General features: G+C 65.7%; 16 protein-coding genes. 5 read left to right on the top strand and 11 right to left on the bottom strand.

Features of this window, described 5'->3' with window-relative positions; all coding sequences use genetic code 11:
• The first annotated feature begins 383 nt into the window (after window positions 1–383).
• On the top strand, window positions 384–1,718 hold the full coding sequence (locus PNI01S_RS08555) for an MFS transporter (protein ID WP_037013566.1): 1,335 nt from the start codon (window positions 384–386) through the stop codon (window positions 1,716–1,718).
• A 55-nt stretch (window positions 1,719–1,773) separates the two neighbouring features.
• Here PNI01S_RS08555 and PNI01S_RS08550 read toward each other — a convergent pair whose 3' ends face one another.
• The 3 genes from PNI01S_RS08550 to PNI01S_RS08540 all read right to left on the bottom strand — a co-directional run bounded on the left by PNI01S_RS08550 (window position 1,774) and on the right by PNI01S_RS08540 (window position 3,948).
• Window positions 1,774–2,193 (bottom strand): cupin domain-containing protein, encoded by a 420-nt coding sequence (locus tag PNI01S_RS08550; protein ID WP_024762512.1) that lies wholly within the window; start codon window positions 2,191–2,193, stop codon window positions 1,774–1,776.
• Between the two features lie 194 nt (window positions 2,194–2,387).
• Window positions 2,388–3,272, bottom strand: coding sequence for a Dyp-type peroxidase (locus tag PNI01S_RS08545; protein WP_065083817.1), 885 nt, complete (start codon window positions 3,270–3,272; stop codon window positions 2,388–2,390).
• A 67-nt stretch (window positions 3,273–3,339) separates the two neighbouring features.
• Complete coding sequence (locus tag PNI01S_RS08540) at window positions 3,340–3,948, bottom strand: DedA family protein (protein ID WP_024762510.1); 609 nt, start codon at window positions 3,946–3,948, stop codon at window positions 3,340–3,342.
• 381 nt (window positions 3,949–4,329) lie between these two features.
• Between PNI01S_RS08540 and PNI01S_RS08535 the strand changes: the two genes are divergently transcribed.
• Together PNI01S_RS08535 and PNI01S_RS08530 are read left to right on the top strand one after the other, a co-directional pair.
• Entirely contained in the window at window positions 4,330–5,784 is a 1,455-nt protein-coding gene (locus PNI01S_RS08535; RefSeq protein ID WP_024762509.1) for a high affinity choline transporter 1, read from the top strand.
• A gap of 459 nt (window positions 5,785–6,243) precedes the next feature.
• Entirely contained in the window at window positions 6,244–7,815 is a 1,572-nt protein-coding gene (locus tag PNI01S_RS08530; protein ID WP_037013564.1) for a sensor domain-containing diguanylate cyclase, read from the top strand.
• On the opposite strand, the gene PNI01S_RS08525 is transcribed toward PNI01S_RS08530, so the two are convergent.
• From PNI01S_RS08525 to PNI01S_RS08505, 5 genes are read right to left on the bottom strand one after another with little or no spacing between them, the layout of a single operon-like run.
• Window positions 7,812–8,708 (bottom strand): LysR family transcriptional regulator, encoded by an 897-nt coding sequence (locus PNI01S_RS08525; RefSeq protein ID WP_052239074.1) that lies wholly within the window; start codon window positions 8,706–8,708, stop codon window positions 7,812–7,814. The two genes, PNI01S_RS08530 and PNI01S_RS08525, sit on opposite strands and share 4 nt — an antisense overlap.
• 2 nt (window positions 8,709–8,710) lie before the next feature.
• Complete coding sequence (locus tag PNI01S_RS08520; RefSeq protein WP_084357828.1) at window positions 8,711–9,031, bottom strand: DUF202 domain-containing protein; 321 nt, start codon at window positions 9,029–9,031, stop codon at window positions 8,711–8,713.
• Entirely contained in the window at window positions 9,028–9,393 is a 366-nt protein-coding gene (locus PNI01S_RS08515) for a YidH family protein (RefSeq protein WP_024762507.1), read from the bottom strand. The genes PNI01S_RS08520 and PNI01S_RS08515 overlap by 4 nt, the downstream gene beginning before the upstream one ends.
• A gap of 27 nt (window positions 9,394–9,420) precedes the next feature.
• Window positions 9,421–10,794: a DUF1329 domain-containing protein gene (locus PNI01S_RS08510; RefSeq protein ID WP_084357826.1), complete on the bottom strand. Its 1,374-nt coding sequence runs from the start codon at window positions 10,792–10,794 to the stop codon at window positions 9,421–9,423.
• 14 nt (window positions 10,795–10,808) lie between these two features.
• Complete coding sequence (locus tag PNI01S_RS08505; protein WP_084357824.1) at window positions 10,809–12,659, bottom strand: DUF1302 domain-containing protein; 1,851 nt, start codon at window positions 12,657–12,659, stop codon at window positions 10,809–10,811.
• 294 nt (window positions 12,660–12,953) lie between these two features.
• On the opposite strand from PNI01S_RS08505, the gene PNI01S_RS08500 reads away from it, so the two are divergent.
• On the top strand, window positions 12,954–13,901 hold the full coding sequence (locus tag PNI01S_RS08500; RefSeq protein WP_037013558.1) for a LysR family transcriptional regulator: 948 nt from the start codon (window positions 12,954–12,956) through the stop codon (window positions 13,899–13,901).
• A gap of 19 nt (window positions 13,902–13,920) precedes the next feature.
• Here the strand turns inward: PNI01S_RS08500 and PNI01S_RS08495 are convergent, their stop codons facing one another.
• Genes PNI01S_RS08495 through PNI01S_RS08485 form a run of 3 tightly spaced genes read right to left on the bottom strand, consistent with a single transcriptional unit; the run spans window position 13,921 to window position 18,030 of the window.
• Window positions 13,921–15,207, bottom strand: a complete 1,287-nt coding sequence (locus tag PNI01S_RS08495; RefSeq protein WP_024762503.1) for an MFS transporter — start codon at window positions 15,205–15,207, stop codon at window positions 13,921–13,923.
• A 52-nt stretch (window positions 15,208–15,259) separates the two neighbouring features.
• Window positions 15,260–16,477 carry an acyl-CoA dehydrogenase family protein gene (locus tag PNI01S_RS08490; protein ID WP_200890618.1) on the bottom strand — a complete coding sequence of 406 codons (1,218 nt, stop codon included), beginning with the start codon at window positions 16,475–16,477 and terminating at the stop codon, window positions 15,260–15,262.
• Between the two features lie 5 nt (window positions 16,478–16,482).
• Window positions 16,483–18,030 carry an AMP-binding protein gene (locus PNI01S_RS08485; RefSeq protein WP_037013556.1) on the bottom strand — a complete coding sequence of 516 codons (1,548 nt, stop codon included), beginning with the start codon at window positions 18,028–18,030 and terminating at the stop codon, window positions 16,483–16,485.
• A gap of 269 nt (window positions 18,031–18,299) precedes the next feature.
• Between PNI01S_RS08485 and PNI01S_RS08480 the strand changes: the two genes are divergently transcribed.
• Entirely contained in the window at window positions 18,300–18,644 is a 345-nt protein-coding gene (locus PNI01S_RS08480) for a hypothetical protein (RefSeq protein WP_065083820.1), read from the top strand.
• Window positions 18,645–18,898: the final 254 nt, after the last annotated feature.

The raw sequence follows: 18,898 nt of genomic DNA, 5'->3' as shown, positions 1-18,898 counted from the left end.
ATTGACGCTGTTCCGGCCGCTGCTCAAGATTTGGCCACGTCGACGCAAACCGGCTGCCGGGGACCTGCCTCAATCCCTGGAACAACGACAGCCGCTGCGAGATGACTGCGTGTCATCCATAACAATTTCAAGAACGGGTACTTGCTCATGTACATCACTCCCCCCCGCCTCGCTGCCCCCCTTGCGCATCGCCAAACCATCCTGGCCCGCCCGATGCCGGGTTTGTGCACGCCGTCCGGCCACCGCCGCGCGCACTGATTTTCGCCAGCCACCGCACGTCATTCCTGCAACCCTCGCCGATCGGCGGTGGAGTACGCGGAACGCTTGCGGCACGACAATAATTCCCGAGGCTGCGCGTCAGCCCGATAACGGATGGCCCGATCATGATCCATACGCAATCCGCTCCCCTCGCCGCGGTCGCTCCGCACGGTTCTTCCCTCTTCGGCAAGGTGCGTGGCGCCATGGCCGTCGGCAAGGTGCGCTGGGGCATGCTCGCCCTGGTGTTCTTTGCCACTACCCTGAACTACATCGACCGCGCCGCCCTGGGCGTGATGCAGCCGATCCTCGCCGAGAAGATGGCTTGGACGGCCATGGACTACGCCAACATCAACTTCTGGTTCCAGGTCGGCTATGCCATTGGTTTCGTGCTGCAGGGTCGGCTGATCGACCGCATCGGCGTGAAGCGCGCATTCTTCTTCGCCGTGCTGCTGTGGAGCTTCGCCACTGGCGCCCACGGCCTGGCCAGCTCGGCGGCCGGCTTCATGGTCTGCCGCTTCATCCTCGGCCTGACCGAAGCGGCCAACTACCCCGCCTGCGTGAAGACCACGCGTCTCTGGTTCCCCGCCGGCGAACGCGCCATGGCCACCGGTATCTTCAATGCCGGCACCAACGTCGGCGCCATGGTCACGCCCGCCCTGCTGCCGCTGATCCTCGCGGCCTGGGGCTGGCAGGCGGCGTTCCTGTGCATGAGTGCGTTGGGCTTCGTCTGGGTGATCCTGTGGGGCCTGAAGTACTTCAATCCCGACGAACACCCGACGGTGAAGCAGAGCGAGTTGGACTACATCCAGGCAGCCGACGAGCCGCCGGCCGAGCGCGTGCCCTTCTCCGCCATCCTGCGCATGCGCGGCACCTGGGCCTTCGCCGTGGCCCTTTCGCTGACCGCGCCGGTGTTCTGGTTCTACCTCTACTGGCTGCCGCCCTTCCTCAACCAGCAATACGGCCTGGGGATCAGCGTCACCCAGATGGGTATCCCGCTGATGCTGATCTGGTTGACCGCAGACTTCGGCAGCATCGGCGGCGGCATCCTGTCGTCCTGGCTGATCGGTCGCGGCATGAAGCCCATCCATGCGCGCCTGCTGTCGATGTTCATCTGCGCCTGCTGCATCATCGGCGTGGTCTTCGCCGCCAAGGCCAGCGGCCTGTGGATCGCCGTGGCCGCCATCGCCCTGGGGGTGGGTGCGCACCAGGCCTGGACGGCGAACATCTGGAGCCTGGTGATGGACTACACGCCCAAGCACATGATGAGCACGGTGTTCGGCTTCGGCGGCATGTGCGCGGCGATTGGCGGCATGTTCATGACCCAGATCGTCGGCTACATCCTCACCGTCACCCACAACAACTACGCGATCCTATTCACCCTGATCCCGACCATGTACTTCCTGGCCCTGGCCTGGATGTTCTTCATGGCCCCGCGCCAGGTGCCCGGCGCGCCGGAGTGATCCGCAAGCCACGACGAAGAACCCCGCCAGTTGGCGGGGTTCTGCATTCGGGCATTCACTTCTTCAACGGCGTGAGCACCGGTGCGCCTTCGTCCAGCAGCATCCACACCAGCAACTTGGCCGGCTTCTTGTCGCTGGCGTTGCGCGAGACCAGGTGCGGCGTGTTCGGTGCTTCGTACCAGGACTGGCCGGCCCGGTAGGTCACCGGCTTCTGCCCTTCGAGCTGGGAGATCACCGCGCCCTCGAGTACGTAGGCAAACACCGAGCCGCTGTGCACGTGTGCACCGGACGCCTGGCCCGGCTCGTAGGCAACCGTGATCATCAGACCCTTCTTGCCGGCGGCATCGGGGAGCTTCTGCTCCTGCTGGACGTCGATTTTCTCCGGGTTGGCCGCATCACCATGGGCGAATACCGGCAGGCTCAGCGCCAGGCCGAGGCCGGCGGACAACAGTTTCAGGGATGCGGATGCGTGCATGGTGGGTACCTCGGGCAGTGGGAACGTGGGGTTCACGCTACGCCTCGGGGTGCATCGGACCAACAGCCAATTCCGCCGAAGATCGGGGTGCCATTGCGGCGCCCTTTCAGTGCAGTGCTGTGCTCGCGGACCCCGCGCGGCGGCGCCCACAAAAAGCCCCGCACACTGGCGGGGCTCTCGGGGACGGCGGCGGCTCAGCCGAGCAGCGCGCTCAGGTCCAGCAGCCCGTCCTTGCGCGGCGGGCACCAGTAGTAGCCGCCGGTGAGCGGACGGCTGAAGCGGTACAACGCGTCAGTGATGCCGTCTTCCAGGCCGCTCATGCGGCGCAGTTGCACCTCGAAGGCGTCCAGGGTGCGGCCGAAGGCGAGGAACATCAGCCCCGCGTCCTGGCCCTGGGTCCAGGGCATGGAGCGGCGCACGATGAAGGCTTCGGGCTCGAAGCTCTCCTGGGCGGTGCGCTTGACGTGGGCGGACTCAGGCGCGTCGTCCAGTTCCTCGTTGTCGCTCAGGCGGCGACCCATGATGTCGTCGCGCTCGTGCTGCGGCAGCGCGGCGAAGTCCTGCAGTTGGTGACGCCACTGCTGGATCGCGGCGAAGCTGCCGCCGACCAGGCCCGCTGCGTCGCCATCGACGATGGCGGCGGCAATGGCGTCGTCGTCGTGCGGGTTCTCGGTGCCGTCCTCGTAACCGGTCAGGTCGTGGCCAGTACCGTGGCGAAACGCTTCGGTGAGGCAGGTCAGTTCCAGCGCCGGGGCCAGCAGCACCTGGACTTCCTGCGTACGCAGCAGCAGGTCGCCGCGCTCTTCGCCGCGCAGCCAGATCCACAGCGCATGCGGGGTGGACGGGTTGTCCACGCCCACGCCGGAAATGGCCGGGAACTCGCGCAGCCCCTCGATGCGGCGCCCCAGCGCGCGCACCAGCGACTCACCGAAACCGACCACCGCGCCCTCGCCATCGGCGAACTGCAGCAGGCGATCCAGCGCGGCGGGCAGGTCCTGCAGCGATTTCACATCGAAGAACAGATGGCGGGCGTGGGCGGGAACCGGGGTGGCGAGAATGCCGGGCTGGTAAAGGCTCATGACAGCGTCCTTGATCGAAAGAGCGGCGATTCTAATCGCGCCGCGCACGAATCCAAACCGCTCTGTATCAAGGCTTGTGCAAACTTTCCCGGGTTGCCCCGGAATGCGCCTTGCGCCGCTGCCGATGGCGCCGCCACAGCTCCAATCCACCCACCAGCACCAGCACCGCAAGGAAGATCGGCAGCCGATACGGCCGCAGGTTGCCCAGCCAGCGCTCCAGCACCTCCCCCGCCCAGTAGCCGGCGCTGGCGAACAGCAGCGCCCAGCAGAAGGCACCGAGCAGGTTGATCAGCAGGAAGCGCAGCGGCCCTACCCGGCTCGCGCCGATCAGCAACGGCCCGGCCAGGCGCATGCCGTAAAGGAAACGCACGGAGAAGATCGCCAGCAGCGGATGTCGCTCGATCAGCCCGGTGACCCGCTCCACGGCCAACCCACGCCGCTGCAGCCAGGGCAGCGCGCGGTCGCCGGCGCGCCGGCCGGTCCAGTAGAGCAACTGGTCACCCAGGGTGCCGGCCAGGGTCGCCCAGAACACCACCGGCACGTAGGCCAGCAGGCCCTGGTGGGCCGCCAGGCCGGCCAGGATGAGGATCGTCTCGCCCTCCAGCAGGCAACCGATGAACAGCGCCAGGTAGCCGTATTGGGAAAGCAATTGCGCCAGGTCGAAATGCTCAAACATGAAAGTCCTTGAAAGCGTGCCGTGCCAAGAGCCTAGCGGCTCCCAAGCTGTTCTGCTTATCGAACATGGACTGTAAAAAATAAAAGACTAAACAGTCACTTTTGATCGTTAGCAACCAATCAAATCAATCCTTTAGCGCAACCATTCGTCCAGCAATGTAATTTTTTTCGCTCATTGGCGATTCAAGTGTTTGACATATTTAACGGATTTGGCAGACTGCGGCCCGTTGTCGCAACTGGTTACGTTTTTCCGGCTCCCCTGCCTGGTGCACCGGATGACCTCGGCCGCGCAACACAACAAAAACAACTTTGTCAGTCGTGGCCCACCTGCCCGAGTTTCGTCTCGGCGGTACGGTTCCCGGCGAGCCAACGGAACGAACAAATGCTGATCTGGTTTGTAGCGGTGTATCTGGTGATCACCGTAGCTGTCGGTTTCTACGCCACCACCCGCGTGCACAACTCCTCGGACTACGCGGCCGCCGGTCGTAGCATGTCCTTCCCCCTCGTCGTGACCATGGTGTTCGCCACCTGGTTCGGCTCCGAAGCCGTGCTGGGCATTCCGGCCACCTTCCTCGAAGAAGGCTTCGCCGGGATCATCGAAGACCCCTTCGGCTCCTTCGGTTGCCTGATGCTGGTCGGCGTGGTCTTCGCCCGCCCGCTGTACCGCCTCAACCTGCTCACCATCGGTGACTTCTTCCGCAAGCGCTTCGGCCAACACGTGGAAATCTTCACCAGCCTGGTGATCATCATTTCCTACATGGGCTGGGTCGCTGCGCAGATCACCGCGCTGGGCGTGGTCTTCAGCGTGCTCTCCGACGGCGGCCTGACCACCACCCAGGGCATGATCATCGGCACCATCATCGTCCTGCTGCACACCCTGTTCGGCGGCATGTGGTCGGTGGCGCTGACTGACTTCCTGCAGATGATCATCATCGTCTGCGGCCTGTTCTACCTCGTCTGGCTGATCGGTGACATGGCCGGCGGCCCGGTCAACGTGATCAGCCACGCCGCCAGCGAAGGCAAGTTCACCTTCCTGCACGGTACCTCGGCGAAGGACATCGTAGCCTTCCTCGGTGCGGCGGTGACCATGATGTTCGGCTCGATCCCGCAGCAGGACGTCTATGCCCGCGTGATGTCGGCCAAGACCGAGAAGATCGCCCAGCGCGCCACCATGACCGGTGCCTGCTGCTACCTGGTCTTCTGCATGCTGCCGATCTTCCTGATCTACGCCGCCTCGATGATCGAACCGGAGATGGTCAAGCACTGGCTGGCCGAAGACTCCCAGCAGATCCTGCCGCACCTGATCCTGGAACGTACCCCGCTGTTCGCCCAGATCATGTTCTTCGGCGCCCTGCTCTCGGCCATCATGTCCTCCGCTTCCGGCGCCCTGCTGGCTCCGTCGGTGACCCTGACCGAGAACATCGTCAAGCACTTCCTGCCCAACATGAATGACCGCCAGGCCCTGCTGGCCATGCGTTGCAGCGTACTGGCGATGACCGTCGCCACCTGCCTGTTCGCCCTGCTGTCCAACGCCAGCATCTACGAGATGGTCGGCAACGCCTACAAGGTGACCCTGGTCGCCGCCGTGGTGCCGCTGTTCTTCGGCCTGTTCTGGAAGCGCGCCACCACCCAGGGCGCCCTGACCGCCATCGCCTGCGGCCTGATCGGCTGGGTCTCGCTGGAACTTGGCCACCAGGAAGGCGACTTCTGGCCGCCGCAGCTGGTGGGTCTGATCTGCAGCGCCGTCGGCATGATCGTCGGCTCGCTGGCCCCGCAGTTCAGCCAGCACCGTGGCGAGAGCGTGTCGGACATGGCCGCTGCCGCCGCCGGCAACTGATCGCGCCGCAGCTGAAGAAGAAGCCCCGCCTGTGCGGGGCTTTTTCATGGGCGGCGAATTTGCTGAGGTGTTCCCCTGTGTCAGCACTCCCCCAATCGCGCCGCCAGGAAACCCCGGTACGCAACCTCCGGTTGAGCTCACCCTGCGGCTTCCTGCAGAGTTGCCGTCGAGGGCATGGGAGCCAGGCTTGGAGGCACGCCGCACGCCTGCGCCAACAATCGTGACGCGCTGTCTGCCGGGCGTGCTGCCCTCCCGGGCGGCTGAACCGCCCCGGCACAGGTGACTGGCGGCTCATCCCTGCCTATCCTGAACTTCGACCCGTCGAAGACAGACGAACCAGGCAGCCCGCCCCAGTACAGAGCCCGGCCCCATGGACAGCCACCTGAAATCGCGCCCCGGCGCAGAGAACTGCCCCCTCGTCGAAGCTCCCGGTGCGCCTCGCCCACCTGCGGTGGCCGCATGAAGCGCTGGAGCCGCAAGCCGCTGACCCTGCGGCTGCTGATCCTGCTCTTCGTCCTGCTCGCCGCCCTGGCGACCCTCGGCAACAGCCTGGTCGTGGCCTATACCGTGCAACGTTCGGCGCTGATCCATACCACCCTGGAGGCCAACCGCGCCTATGCCGCCAAGGTCGCCTCCAGCATCAGCGAGTTTATCGATTCGGCGCAGCGCAACCTGGCCTTCAGCGCCAATATCCTCGCAACGCATCAGGGGGATCGCGGGGTGTTGCGCGCCGAAGCGATGCGCCTGCAATCCCAGGACACTTACTTCAACTCCATCGCCATCGTCGATGCTCACGGCAAGGTCCTGGAGGCCTACCCTGACTCGCTGCAGATAGTCGGCACCACGCTGCGCTCGGTGGGTGTGCAGCAGGCCCTGCAACTCAAGCAGCCAGTGGTCAGCCAGGCGTATGTGTCCATCGCCGGCAACCTGGTGGTGTTCATCTCCCAGCCCATCGTCAGCCCTTCCGGCGAATACCTCGGGCTGGTCGGCGGCTCGGTCTACATCCTCAAGCAAAGCGTACTGCACACCATCATCGGCAGCCACTTCCACCACGAGGGCACCTATGCCTTCGTCGCCGACGCCAACCGCCGCCTGCTGCACCATCCCGAGGCCCAGCGCGTCGGCGAGCTGCTCAAGGGAAGCCCGACGGTGGAAGCCGCGTTGCGCGGGGAAACCGGCGCAATGGAGGTGCCCAACACCCAAGGCGTGGAAATGCTCGCCGGCTACGCCCAGGTGCCTGAGGCCAACTGGGCCGTGGTGGCGCAGCAGCCCCGCGACCTGAGCCTTGCGCCGCTGGGCCTGCTGATGAAGGACATGTTCTTCGGACTGATCCCCGCCAGCCTGCTCGGCGTGCTGCTGATCTGGGGCGGCGCGCTGTTGATCACCCGACCGCTGCGGCAACTGGCCTACAGCGCCGAGCGCCTGTCGGCACCGGAAACACCGGGCGAGCTGCGCGCCATCAGGACCTGGTACCGCGAGGCCGCGGCCATTCGCCAGGCGCTGTTGACGGGCGTAGGGCTCATGCAGCAGAAGCTCGGCCGGCTCAGCCAGGAAGCCCAGAGCGACGCGCTCACCGGTCTGGCCAATCGCCGCGCCCTCGGCGCAGCCCTGGCAGCACTGGAGCAGTCCGGGCTGTCCTACGCGGTGCTGCTGCTGGATATCGACCACTTCAAGCGAGTCAACGACAGTTGGGGCCATGACGCTGGCGACGAGGCTCTGCGGCGGGTCGCCGGCGTACTGCGCGACTCCTCCCGCAGCGAAGACCTGGCGTGTCGCTCCGGAGGCGAGGAATTCGTCCTGCTGTTGCCGGGAACCAACCTGGAAGCGGCCCGCAGCATCGCCGAGCGTATCCGCGAAACGGTCGCCGGCACACTGATTCCCCAGGTCGGCAAGGTCACGGTGTCCATCGGCGTGGCCGTGGGCGGCCGCACGTCGCTTTCCTCCGATGCCGTGCTCAAGCAGGCCGACCAGCGCCTGTATAGCGCCAAGCAGACCGGCCGCAACCGCGTCGTCAGCAACGACGATACCTAAGCTGCCACGACCAGCGCTGCCAGGCGTGACGCCAGTGCCCGCGCCAGGCCGGCGATTCGCCCGCCATCGTCCAGGCCGGGGGCGATGTAGATGGCCACGGGGAATGCCACGGCTCCGTCCAGGGGCAGTGGCTGGCTGCTCAGGCCCAATATGCCGGCCATGCGCGCCGGTAAAGTCACTCCCAGCGGATGCCGGTCGAGCATCACGCGCGCGGCCAGCACGCTCTGCACCCGGCAGGCAATGTTCCGGCGCAGCCCGCGCAAGCCTAGCTGCAGGTCCACCGGACACAAGCCCGAGCGCCGGGCGGATACCTGAACCTGCGGCAGGCGCAGGTAGTCGACCAGGGATTGCGGCGGTTGCTCCAGCGCCGCGCCGTGGGCGAAGACGTAGTAGTCCGTCAGCACCGTGATGCGCTCGATGCCGTAGCCGAAGGGCACCACCTGATCGATGTCCAGCAGAATGTCCAGCTGGCCACCACGCAGTTCGTCGAAGGCTGCGCGGCGTTGCGGCTGGTAGAAGGTTACCCGCCAGCTCTCGCCAAGCCGCGCCAGTGCCGTGTCGAGGAACAGCGGCTGCAGGCAGTCGATGCAGCTGACCCGCAGTTCGGGCGTGGAAGGCTCGCGCCCCGGCACCTGACGCCAGCCTTCGCGCAGGCTCTCGAAGGCCAGGCGCACGTGATCGGCCAGCCGGTGCGCCGCCACGGTGGGCGTCACACCCAGATGGCTCTTGAGGAACAGCGGGTCGCCGCAATGCTTGCGCAGGCGACTCAGGGCGTTGCTCACCGCAGGCTGGCTCAGGCCCATGAGTCGAGCCGCACGGGTGATGCTGCGCTGCTGGTAGATTGCGTCGAAGACCGACAGCAGGTTCAGGTCAAGATCGTACAGGTCGTGCATGGTCAGGTTTCGTCGTGCAGCAGGATCAGGCCGAGCAGCAAGCCGGCGATGAGTATTAGCGCCAGACACAGGCAGGCCACGGCGTAGCCGGTGCCGCCCTGGTGATCTCCGGCGAGCATTCGACAACTGCGCCGGTAGTGGCCGCCCTGCCCGACCAGGCAGACCAGCACGCAGCCCACCAGCAACGCCGCGGGTATCAGCGCCAGCACGGACAGCTCGGCGATGCGCCGCAGCACCATCGCCGCCAGCACCAGCATAAGCAACAAGGTTCGCATCCAGGCCAGCGTGGTGCGCTCGGCCTGCAATCCGTTATCGCGGCTCATTGCCGGAAGCCGATCAGCCCGGCAGCCAGTACGACACAGGTCAGTGCCAGCAGCGGCACCAGCAGCGGCACCGGCAAGGGCCGTCCATGGCGCAGTGCGCGCTCAACGCCCAACCAGCGCAATCCGGCGGCCCCGGCGGTCAGTAGGCCGAGACAAGCCAGCAGCAGCGCCAGGAAGGTTCGCGAGGATCCCGTCAGAGCGGGGCCGATGAATGCGTCCACCGCGACGGCGCCCGCCAGCAGCGCCAGGGAGGTGCGAATCCAGGCCAGGAAGGTGCGCTCGTTGGCCAGGCTGAAACGCGGGTCCGGTTCCTGGCCGCCGCCCAGCAGGCGGTCGGCCAGGCGGCTGCGGTCGCCCTTCATGGATGAAGGCTCATTGGTGTTCGCCCATCAGCGGATACCCAGTCCGCGCAAGGCGCCGGGCGAGTAATCCGAGGTGGTGGCGCGGAAACCGAAGTCATAGCCCCGCGGCTGCTCGTTGCTCATGTTCGAAGCGATGTAGCGCCCGGCCTGCAGGTCGTAGAACACCTGCGCGGCGGACAACAGCACCTGCGCGTCCGGGCGGTAGAAGGTGTGGTTCTCGCCGATCCGCCAGAGCTCGCCACGGCTGTCATACTGATCGTTCTCCACCACGGTCCAGCTGTCCTCGTCGAGGTAGAAGCGGCGCTTGGAGTAGATGTGCCGCGCGCCCGGTTTCAGCGTCGCCTCCACTTCCCAGACACGGTGCAGCTCGTAGCGGGTCGGCGCGGAGTCGATCACGCCGGGCTTGAGAAAGTCTGCATACTTCAGGCTCGGCGAGGCCAGGCGGTAGCTGTTGTAGGGAATGAAAAGCTCCTTCTTGCCGATCAGCTTCCAGTCGTAGCGATCCGGCGCGCCGTTGTACATGTCGCGGCTGTCGGCGGTGCGCAGGCCGGCGGTGGTCGGTCCGGCGGCGTCGTAGGCGTTGTCCGGTGCGCGGCGCACGCGGCGCTGGCCGGAGCTGTAGACCCAGGACAGGCGCGGCTGCTTCACTTGGTCCAGAGTCTCGTGGACCAGCACCACCTCGCCCACCTGGCGCGAGGGCGCGGTGATGCGGTGGCTGTAGTAGAACAACATGTTGTCCACCTTGCCCGGCTCGTAGTTGCTGACCTGATCGGCCATGGTGAAGCGCTGCTCGGTGGTGGTGATTACATAGTCGCCGCTCGCCTGGGGCGCTGCGCTGTCGTTGACGGACAACAGGCTTCCGCCGCGATAGCGGGTGATGTGGTTCCAGATCGCTTCCAGGCCGTTCTGCGGGATCGGAAAGGCCACCGCACCGTGGAAACCTTCGATGCCATTGCCGTCGTTCACCAGTCTGGCGCCAGTGGCGTTGTGCGCAGCCCAGCCTTTCACCTGCCCGGAGACGCCCGCGCTGCGGCGGCTGGGGTACACCGGCAGCTTGTACTGGCCGGGATAGCGCTTGAGCAGTGCAATCTGCCCGGCGCTGAGGTTGGCCTGGTACTGCTCGTAGTTGCTCGCATCGATGGTGAACAGCGGCCTGTCCGCGGCATAAGGGTCGGCCGGCGTACCGTTGCCCTGGATCTTCAGGCCGTCGCCGGATAGCCCGCCCTGCCAGGCCGGAATCCTGCCGTCGGTACTGGCGGCACGCTCGGCGCCGATGGGGGTCAGGGAGACTTGCAGCTTGGCGGCGTCTCCGGCCGAGACGGCGGCACAGGCCTCCTGGAGCACGAGGGCCGAGCCCTGGGCCAGGAGGATGGCGGATAACACACAATGGAAGCGTTTCAAGAGGCAGGCTCCGCTTAGAAGTTGATGCCGACCGACAGCGAGACGAAGTCGCGGTCACCGCGAATGCCGTAGTCGCCATCGATGTAGTTGGTGTAGGAAATGCCGGCGTTGTAGGTGCTGTTGAAGTCCGCATCCAGCGACAGGCCGATGGCTTTGGCGCCCTCGTTGAAGCCCGAGACTTCCGCCGGCGCGTAGCCCTTCACATCGTGGGACCAGGAAATCCCCGGCTTGAGGTCGATGCCGGCGATGGCATTGGCGTAGTTCCAGATCGCGCGGGCGCGGTAGCCCCAGGAGAAGGACGTGACGAAGCCGTCGTTGTTGCAGTTCTCTGGTGTAGCCGAGTTGGCGATGCACACCGCGTTGTTGGCCAGTTCGCCGGAGCCGAAGGTGCTGTTGCGCCCATAGCGCGGGCCGCCGTTGCCTTCCAGGCCGCCGACGAAGGTGGCGCCCACCTCGCCCACCAGCACCAGCTGATCGGCGCCCATGACCTGGCTGACGCTCTGGGTGGCGGTCATCTGCGCCTGGGTCACTTCCTTGCGGCGGTAGCCGTCGGTGGCGTTGCTGTCGGCGTAAGCCACGACACCGCTGTTGTACAACGGCGTGCGCGACGGATCGCCGAGGCCGGACTGGATCAGGTCAGGGCCGTTGAACTGCAGGGGCAGGTTCGGCCGGTAGCTCAACTCGCCCTGCAGTGCAGTCCCACTGGACAACGTGGTGGCGAAGGTCAGGCCGTACAGGCGGATGTCTTCGGGGTACTCGACGAAGTAGCTGGAAGTGCCCATGCGCAGTGCATCGGTCAGCGTCTTGCCGGCGCTGCTGTTCATCAGGCCGTTGCAGGCCGCTCCGGACAGACCGAGGTTGCCGCAGAGCTGCGGCACGAAGTCGGTGTTGGTCAGGTACGGGCTGCTGATCGAGCCGGTGTATGGCAGGCGGCTATGGTAGTTGGCGGCGTAGACGCCGAATTCGGTGTCCAGCGCCGGTACGAACCAGTGCAGCGACAGGCCCCACTGCCCGCTGTTGCGCGCATCCTGGTCGGCGGCACGCTGCAGGCGGATGCCTTCGCTGGTCAGGTCCACGCCGAACGGCGTCAGCGCACGCACCGCGGCGGCGTTGCCGCTGAGATTCCTGCCCACGTCCAGACCGGAGCAGCCGTCGGGGATGTAGTCATTGTTGGAGAAGAAGGTGCCGCAGTTGTCCAGGTTGGTCTGTTCCCAGTCCAACTGGTAGAAAAAGTCGGCGGAGAGGTTCTCGCTGAGGTTCTGCGTCACGTAGAACAGGTTCACCGGCACCAGTGCGTCCTTCACCTCCGAGCCTGGCCGGCGGATAGCCGACAGGTTGGTCGGGTTGACCACGTTCAGGCCGCCCTGGATGAAAGTGCTTTCACCCCAGTTCACCACCTGCTTGCCCAGGCGCACCGAACCCGGCTCATCGGCGATCTGGAAGTTGTGGTAGACGAAGGCATCGAGCAACTCGAAGCCGGCGGATTTGTTGGCGTTCTTGCGTCCGTTGTCCTCGACGTCCTTGAAGCGCTGGCTCTCGTCACGCAAGGCGTAGTCGTACCAGTAGCTGCCGCGCAGGAACACACCGCTGTCGCCGTATTTCAGCTCCAGGTCATGGCGGCCCTTGAAGATCTTCGAGAACACGTCGCCTGCGCGATAGTTGCGACGGCCGTCATCGCCCGAGGCGCTGCGCATCAGGCGCTGTTCCGGGTTGTGGGTGGACAGGCTCGCGCCCAGCGACAGCGCGGAGTCGAGCTGGCCCTGGATTTCCCCGATGTCGAAGGTGAAACCCCAGGCGGGATGGCAGGCGCAAGTTGCGACCAATAGCCATGAACCTCGCACCATGATGCGAACTTTCGGCGTCATCACTCTTATCCTCTTTATTCTTGTTCGAGCGATCTGCAGGCAATACAAATTCATCCTCGAAAGCACATGAGGCAACATGAACTATCGATCTCAGATGATTGAATTATCTGGATATTTTGAAGAGAAGAATTATTCTTCGAATGAACTTTCAGGATACTTCCGAAATTGTTTTCTTATCGTTACCGTCCCTTGATCTGCGCGGATGAGTCGATACTAAATAGCCGCCGGACGACGAACAAATATCGTCTTCAGATGGGCCCCATAACAAACCGGCATGGCCGGAAAGGCACGACGATGACCCTCAAGCAGTTGCGTTACCTGATCGCCATCGCCGAAGCCGGCAGCTTCTCCGCCGCCGCCCGCAAGGCGTATATCGCCCAGCCGGCGCTGAGCCGGCAGATCGGCATGCTGGAGAGTGAGCTGGAAGTGCAGTTGCTGCTGCGCCAGCACGACGGCGTTGATCTCACCGATGCCGGCCGGCGCCTCTATGAGGTGGCCCGCTCGGTGGTGCAGAAGATCGATTCGGTGAAGGACGAGCTGATGTCCAGCCGCGGCGATCCGCGCGGGAGGGTGTCGGTGGCGATTCCAGTGACCACCTCTGCCCTGCTGCTGCCGACGATCATCCGCCGTGTGCAGGAGAAGTTCGCCGGCATCGACCTTGTGGTGCGCGACGGCCTGAGCAAGGAAGGTGGTGAAGCCATCGAGCTGGGCAAGGTGGATTTCGGCATCGTGCCCAACGCCGAGGAGCTGGAGGGCGTCATTGCCGAGCCGATCTTCGTCGAGCAGCTCTACTGGGTCGGACGCCTGCCGCTGGCCAGCGAAGGCGACACCGTGACCCTGGCCGAGGCGCTCAGCCAGCCGCTGGTGATGCCGCCGCGCAGCATGCACCTGCGCCGGCGTATCGAGCAGGCGGCGATGTCAGCCGGGGTCGAGCTGAATGTGAAGTACGAGCAGCAGTCCGCCGTGGGAATCACCGGCCTGGTGGTCAGCGGGCTGGCGGCGACCATCAGCAACTGGCCGCCCATCGAGGTGGCTTCGCAGCCGCTGGCTCGGCGCATCGTCGAGCCGCAGATCGAGCGCACCGTTTCCATCGCCCACTCGGCGCACAAGCCGCTGAGCTTCGCGGCGTCCTGCGTGCATGACCTGGTGCGCGAGCTGCTGGTGGAAGCGGTGGCCAGCGGAGCGTGGAAAGGCGAGCTGATCGCGCGCTCGCCTCTGCCGGCGGTCAATCTCCTCGATTGACCGCGATACGCGGGGAAGCTCAGCTGGGGCTGAGCAACGCCATCGACAACTGCGCCCGCGAACGCTGCGGGCGCAGCCAGGCCAGGCCGACCAGTCCCGCCACCACCAGCAGCACTCCGCTGACCGCAAAACCGTGGGCGTAACCTGCTCCATCCAGGCCACCGGAGCGTTGTACCAGGAAGCCGGTGACGATGGGCGCGCTCAGCCCCGCCAGCGAGGCGAAGGCATTGCCGATAGCCAGGATGCTGCCGCGCTGCGCGGTGGGCGTGACTTCGGCAAGCATCGCCGGGCCCACGGAGTACATTACCAGCGCCAGGCCGCCGCTGAGGGTCATGTAGGTCATGCGCAGCGCCACCGGCAGGTCCGCCAGCAGGCTGATGGACAGCACGCCGCTGGCCATCAGGCAAGCCGAGACGAATACGCCCCTGGCCACCCGCGACGACAACCCGGCGCGCAACAGGCGCTGCGACAGCCACGCCATGAACAGGCTCAGCGGCATGGTCACCAGCACGAACAGGCCAAACAGCCGCCCGGCGTTCATCGCGCTCAGGCCCAGGCCGCTCTCCAGGTAGGCCGGCACCCAGGTCAGTGTCAGCGCCAGCGACCAGTTGGCGGCGAAGTGGCAGAAATAGTTGGCCAGCACCGTGCTGTCGCCCAGCAGACGGCGGTAAGGCAAGCGTTCGGCGCCCTGCCCGCTGCGTTTCCCATCGGCCAATTGGCCTTCGCTACCGAGCAGGAGCCAGGCCACGCACCACGCCAGCCCGAGCACCGCCAGCACGGCGAAGTTGCTGCGCCAGCCGTAATGGGTGCTGACCCACGGGATCATCAGCCCGGCGATCAGCAGGCCCATTGCGCTGCCCGAGTGCAGCAGCGCGACCGGCAGGCTGCGGCGCTCGTCCGGGAACCACTTGTACAGCGCATGGGTGGCGACCGGCGAAGCCGGCCCCTCGCCCACACCGAGCAGCACCCGGCAGGCCACCAGCGTCCATAGCGAAGTGGCATAGAGCATCGGCAACTGCACCAGCGCCCAGAAGGCGCCCATGCCCAGCAACAGCCAGCGGGTGGAGCGGCGGTTGGCGAGGAAGCCACCGACCACCGCGGAGAGGGAGAACAGCCAGTGCAGGCTGCCGCCGACCAGGCCGAACTCCGCTGGCGTCAGGTCCAGCTCCTTCATCATCGGCACCGCCACCAGGCCGGTGACCACCTTGTCGAGAAAGTTCACCAGCATCATTGCCGCCAGCAGGAAGGCGACCGTCCAGGCCCGGCGGGGCTGGTAGGCATGCTCTTTAGCAGAAGAATCTTGCATGTCGCTTATCTCTCTTGTTCTTGTCGGGTGCAGTGCCTGAGTGTCCCGCCGATCAGTCGGGCATCAGGATGCCCTTGGCGATGGTGTTGCGCTGGATTTCACTGGTGCCGGTGAGGATGCGCATCATACGGGTCGCGCGGAACAGCCACTCCACCGGATGGCCATTGATCAACCCGGCTCCGCCATGCACCTGCACTGCGCGGTCGGCAATGCGGAAGGCGGTTTCCGAGCTGAACACCTTGCACATCGACGACTGGGTGCGGATGTCACCGCCCCCGTCGTAGCTGGCCGCCGTGGCGTACATCATGCTGCGCGCGGCATACAGCTCTGTGGCCATGTCAGCGATCATGTGGCTGACCGCCTGGAACATGCCGATCGGTCGGCCGAACTGCACCCGCGAGCGCGCGTAATCCACCGACAGGTTCAGCGCCAGCTCGGCCATGCCGAGCATGGTCGCGCAATGCAGCAGGCGGTTCAGGGTGATGCGCCCCATGGCCAGCTTGAATCCCTTGCCTTCCGCGCCGATGCGGTGCGCCACCGGCACCTTCACCCCTTCGAGGAGGATGTCACCGTGGGTACCGGGGCCGGACATCGCCTGATAGTCGGAAACCACCTTCGCCCCCGGCGCCGACAGATCGACAAAGAATGCCGAGATGCCTTCCGCGCCTTTGCCCGGCCCGGTCACCGCCAGCAGCACGGCGAAGTCCGCGTAGGGCGCGCCGGAGATGTAGCGCTTGGCGCCGTCCAGTACGTAGTGATCACCCTCCAGACGCGCGCTGGTCCTGATCGCCGTGGCGTCGGAGCCAGCCTCAGCCTCGGTCAGGGCGAAACACACGGCCTTCTCGGCACGGCACACCGGGCGCAGGAAGTGCTCGATCTGCTCCTCGCTGGCCACGCGGAACAGGTGGCCGACTCGCGGCGGGCCGCTCAGCTCGCCCAGCACATGGGCGGCCAGCACCGCGCCGCTGCTGGCAGCGGCTTCCTTCACTGCGCACAGGTCGGCGATACCCAGGCCGGCGCCGCCAAGCTCTTCGGGCAGCATGATGTTGTAAAAGCCGCGCTCGCAGGAGCGCTTCCACAGATTGCGCAGCAGCTCGCGGGAGTGCTTTTCGCCAAAGCGGATGCCTTCGCGCTGCTCCAGCGGCTGCAGCTCTTCGCGCAGGAAGCCGCGCAGATCGTCGATGATCGCCTGCGCTTTGGCGCTGGGCTGAATACCCGGATAGCTCGCGTGCACGGAGCTCGTTTGCAGAGAGTCAGCTTGCATGGTCATTTTCCTCAGATCCGCCGATCCTGGTTCTGCCAGTAGGGCTCGCGCACCAGGCGGCGCACGATCTTGCCGTTGGGGTTCTTCGGCAGTTCGCCGACGAAGTCCACGCTGCGCGGCTTCTTGAAGCCGGCCAGCTGCGCGGCGCACAGCTCGATGATCCGTGCCTCGTCCAGCTGCATGCCAGGCTTGAGCACCACCACCGCCTTGATCGCCTCGCCCCATTGCTCATCAGGTACGCCAACCACCGCCGCCTCGAAGATTTCCGGCAGGCTGTAGAGCACCTGCTCCACTTCGGTCGGGTAGATGTTGAAGCCGCCGGAGATGATCATTTCCTTCTTGCGGTCGACGATGAACACGTAGCCGTGCTCATCCACCGTGGCGAGATCGCCGGTGAGGTAGTAGCCGTCGCGCATGACCTCGGCGGTCAGCTCCGGCGCCTGCCAGTAGCCCTGCATGATGTCCGGCCCGCGCACGACGATCTCGCCGATCTCGCCGGCCTTCACGTCCTCGAAGTCCTCGTTGACCACCCGCAGGTCGGTGTCGAAGTAACAGCGTCCGCAGGAAGCCAGACGTTTGGGGTCATCCAGCGCGGCGATGTGGTCCTGTTCGGTGAGCACGGTAACCAGTGAGCAGGTCTCGCCAGCGCCGTAGCCCTGGGCGAGGATCGGTCCGAACACCTGCATGGCACGTCGCACCAACGCCGGTGCCATAGGAGCAGCGCCGTACATCACCAGGCGCAGGCTGCTCAGGTCGTAGGTTTCCACAGCAGGGAAGTTCACCAGGCGGTTGATCATTGCCGGCACCAGGAACAGACGGGTAACCCGTTCGCGCTCAATGGTCTCCAGCAGCAGGCGGTCGTCGTAACGCTCCACCAGCAGGTTGCAGGCACCGGCGGCCAGCAGCGGCAGGATCTGCATGCCGCTGGCGTGGGTGATCGGGCCGACGTGGGCCATCACGTCACCAGGGCCGGAGCGACCGGTGGGGCTGGCGATGCTCTTGCGCACCAGCGCCTTGCGGTTGCCGACGCTGAGCATGGCGGCCTTGAGCACGCCGGAGCTGCCGGAGGTGTAGTGCAGCACGGCCAGGGCGTCGTCGGCGGGGTCGCAGCTGATGGGAGCCTCCGAGCCTCGCTCGAGGACCTGCTCGTAGGGCACGTCGCCCCCCTCGTCCGCCAGCGGAACTATCAGCTGCAGGTCCGGCAGCTCGGCGCGTCGCTGGTCGATCAGCCGGGCGAAGGTCGCATCGGCGATCACCGCCTGGCTGCGCGAATCCTTCAGCACGCTGAGGACTTCATCGGCAGCCAGGCGCGCATTGATCGGCACCTTGACCATGGCGGTCTTGTAGAAGGCGATCTCCGCCTCCACCAGTTCGACACGGTTGAGCGCCAGGATCGCCACATGGGCGCCCGACTCCAGCCCCAGCGCCAGCAGGCCCGAGGCCAGTCGGTTGGTGCGGCGTTCGAGGTCGGCGAAGGTGATGCGTTGGCGGGAATCGACCACGGCTTCGCGGTCAGGCCAGTAAAGCGCGCTACGGCGCAGGATTTTACCCAGATCCACTTGTTGTTCTCGTTGTCGGGGAAGACATCCGAGATGCTAAGAGCCGCGCGCCGCGTCCGGCCAATACCATAGGTCGATGCCGGCCATGCCGGAATGCGATGGCAGCCTGGCGTGCAGGACCGGGACCGTTCGTCCCTCGCCGCGAACGGCCGCGCCCGGCGCCGGTCTTCCGATCAGGCAGCCACAAAGATATCGCCGACTGCCAGTGCTCATACCGAGCCGCACACGCTTAACCACTCGCGCTGGAACCGATCTGGGAGGTGCGAACGATGGGCTGCAACGAACACCGCGATCTTGAGCGCACAGAGGGCCTTCGTCGCCTGCTCGACGAAGGCGCGCTGGTGGCTGACAGCCGTCAGGAAGTCCTCGCCCGCTATATCCTCAACCACGGTTTCGCCGCGCTTTCCGAGACGCAGCAGCAGGAATTCCACGACGATCTGCTGCCGCTGCTCGACCTCCGCGACCGCAGCGAAGGCCTGATGCCCCAGGGCAGCCTGGACTCTGCCATGGCCGAGCCCGGCATCAATGACCCGGGCAATGAAGACCCCGGCTCGCTGATCGAGGTGGAGGTCGCCGAAGGCCTGCGTCCGAAACGCCGGCCGACACGGCACTGACCTCGATTACGCACACAGCTATCGTCCTGAGCACCTGAGCAGAAGAGGCGCGCCATGCGCACAGGTATGGCGCGCTCCCGTAGGGGCGCAGCAGGCGGCTATTGCTCCGGCCGGGGTACCGGCTCCTCCGGAGGCTGCTGCATCGGCACCTCCTCGGGAAAGTCCTCGGGAATCTGGCTCTCACGGTCGGGCGGAGCTTCCTGTGGCTCCGGTCGCTGGGCATACGAGTGGGCGTGCATGACAGAACCTCCTGA

The organism is Pseudomonas nitroreducens NBRC 12694 (assembly GCF_002091755.1).
Taxonomy (GTDB): Bacteria; Pseudomonadota; Gammaproteobacteria; order Pseudomonadales; family Pseudomonadaceae; genus Pseudomonas; species Pseudomonas nitroreducens.
Note: the sequence above shows the minus strand (reverse complement) of the source record. Positions and strands in the feature narration are given on the sequence as shown.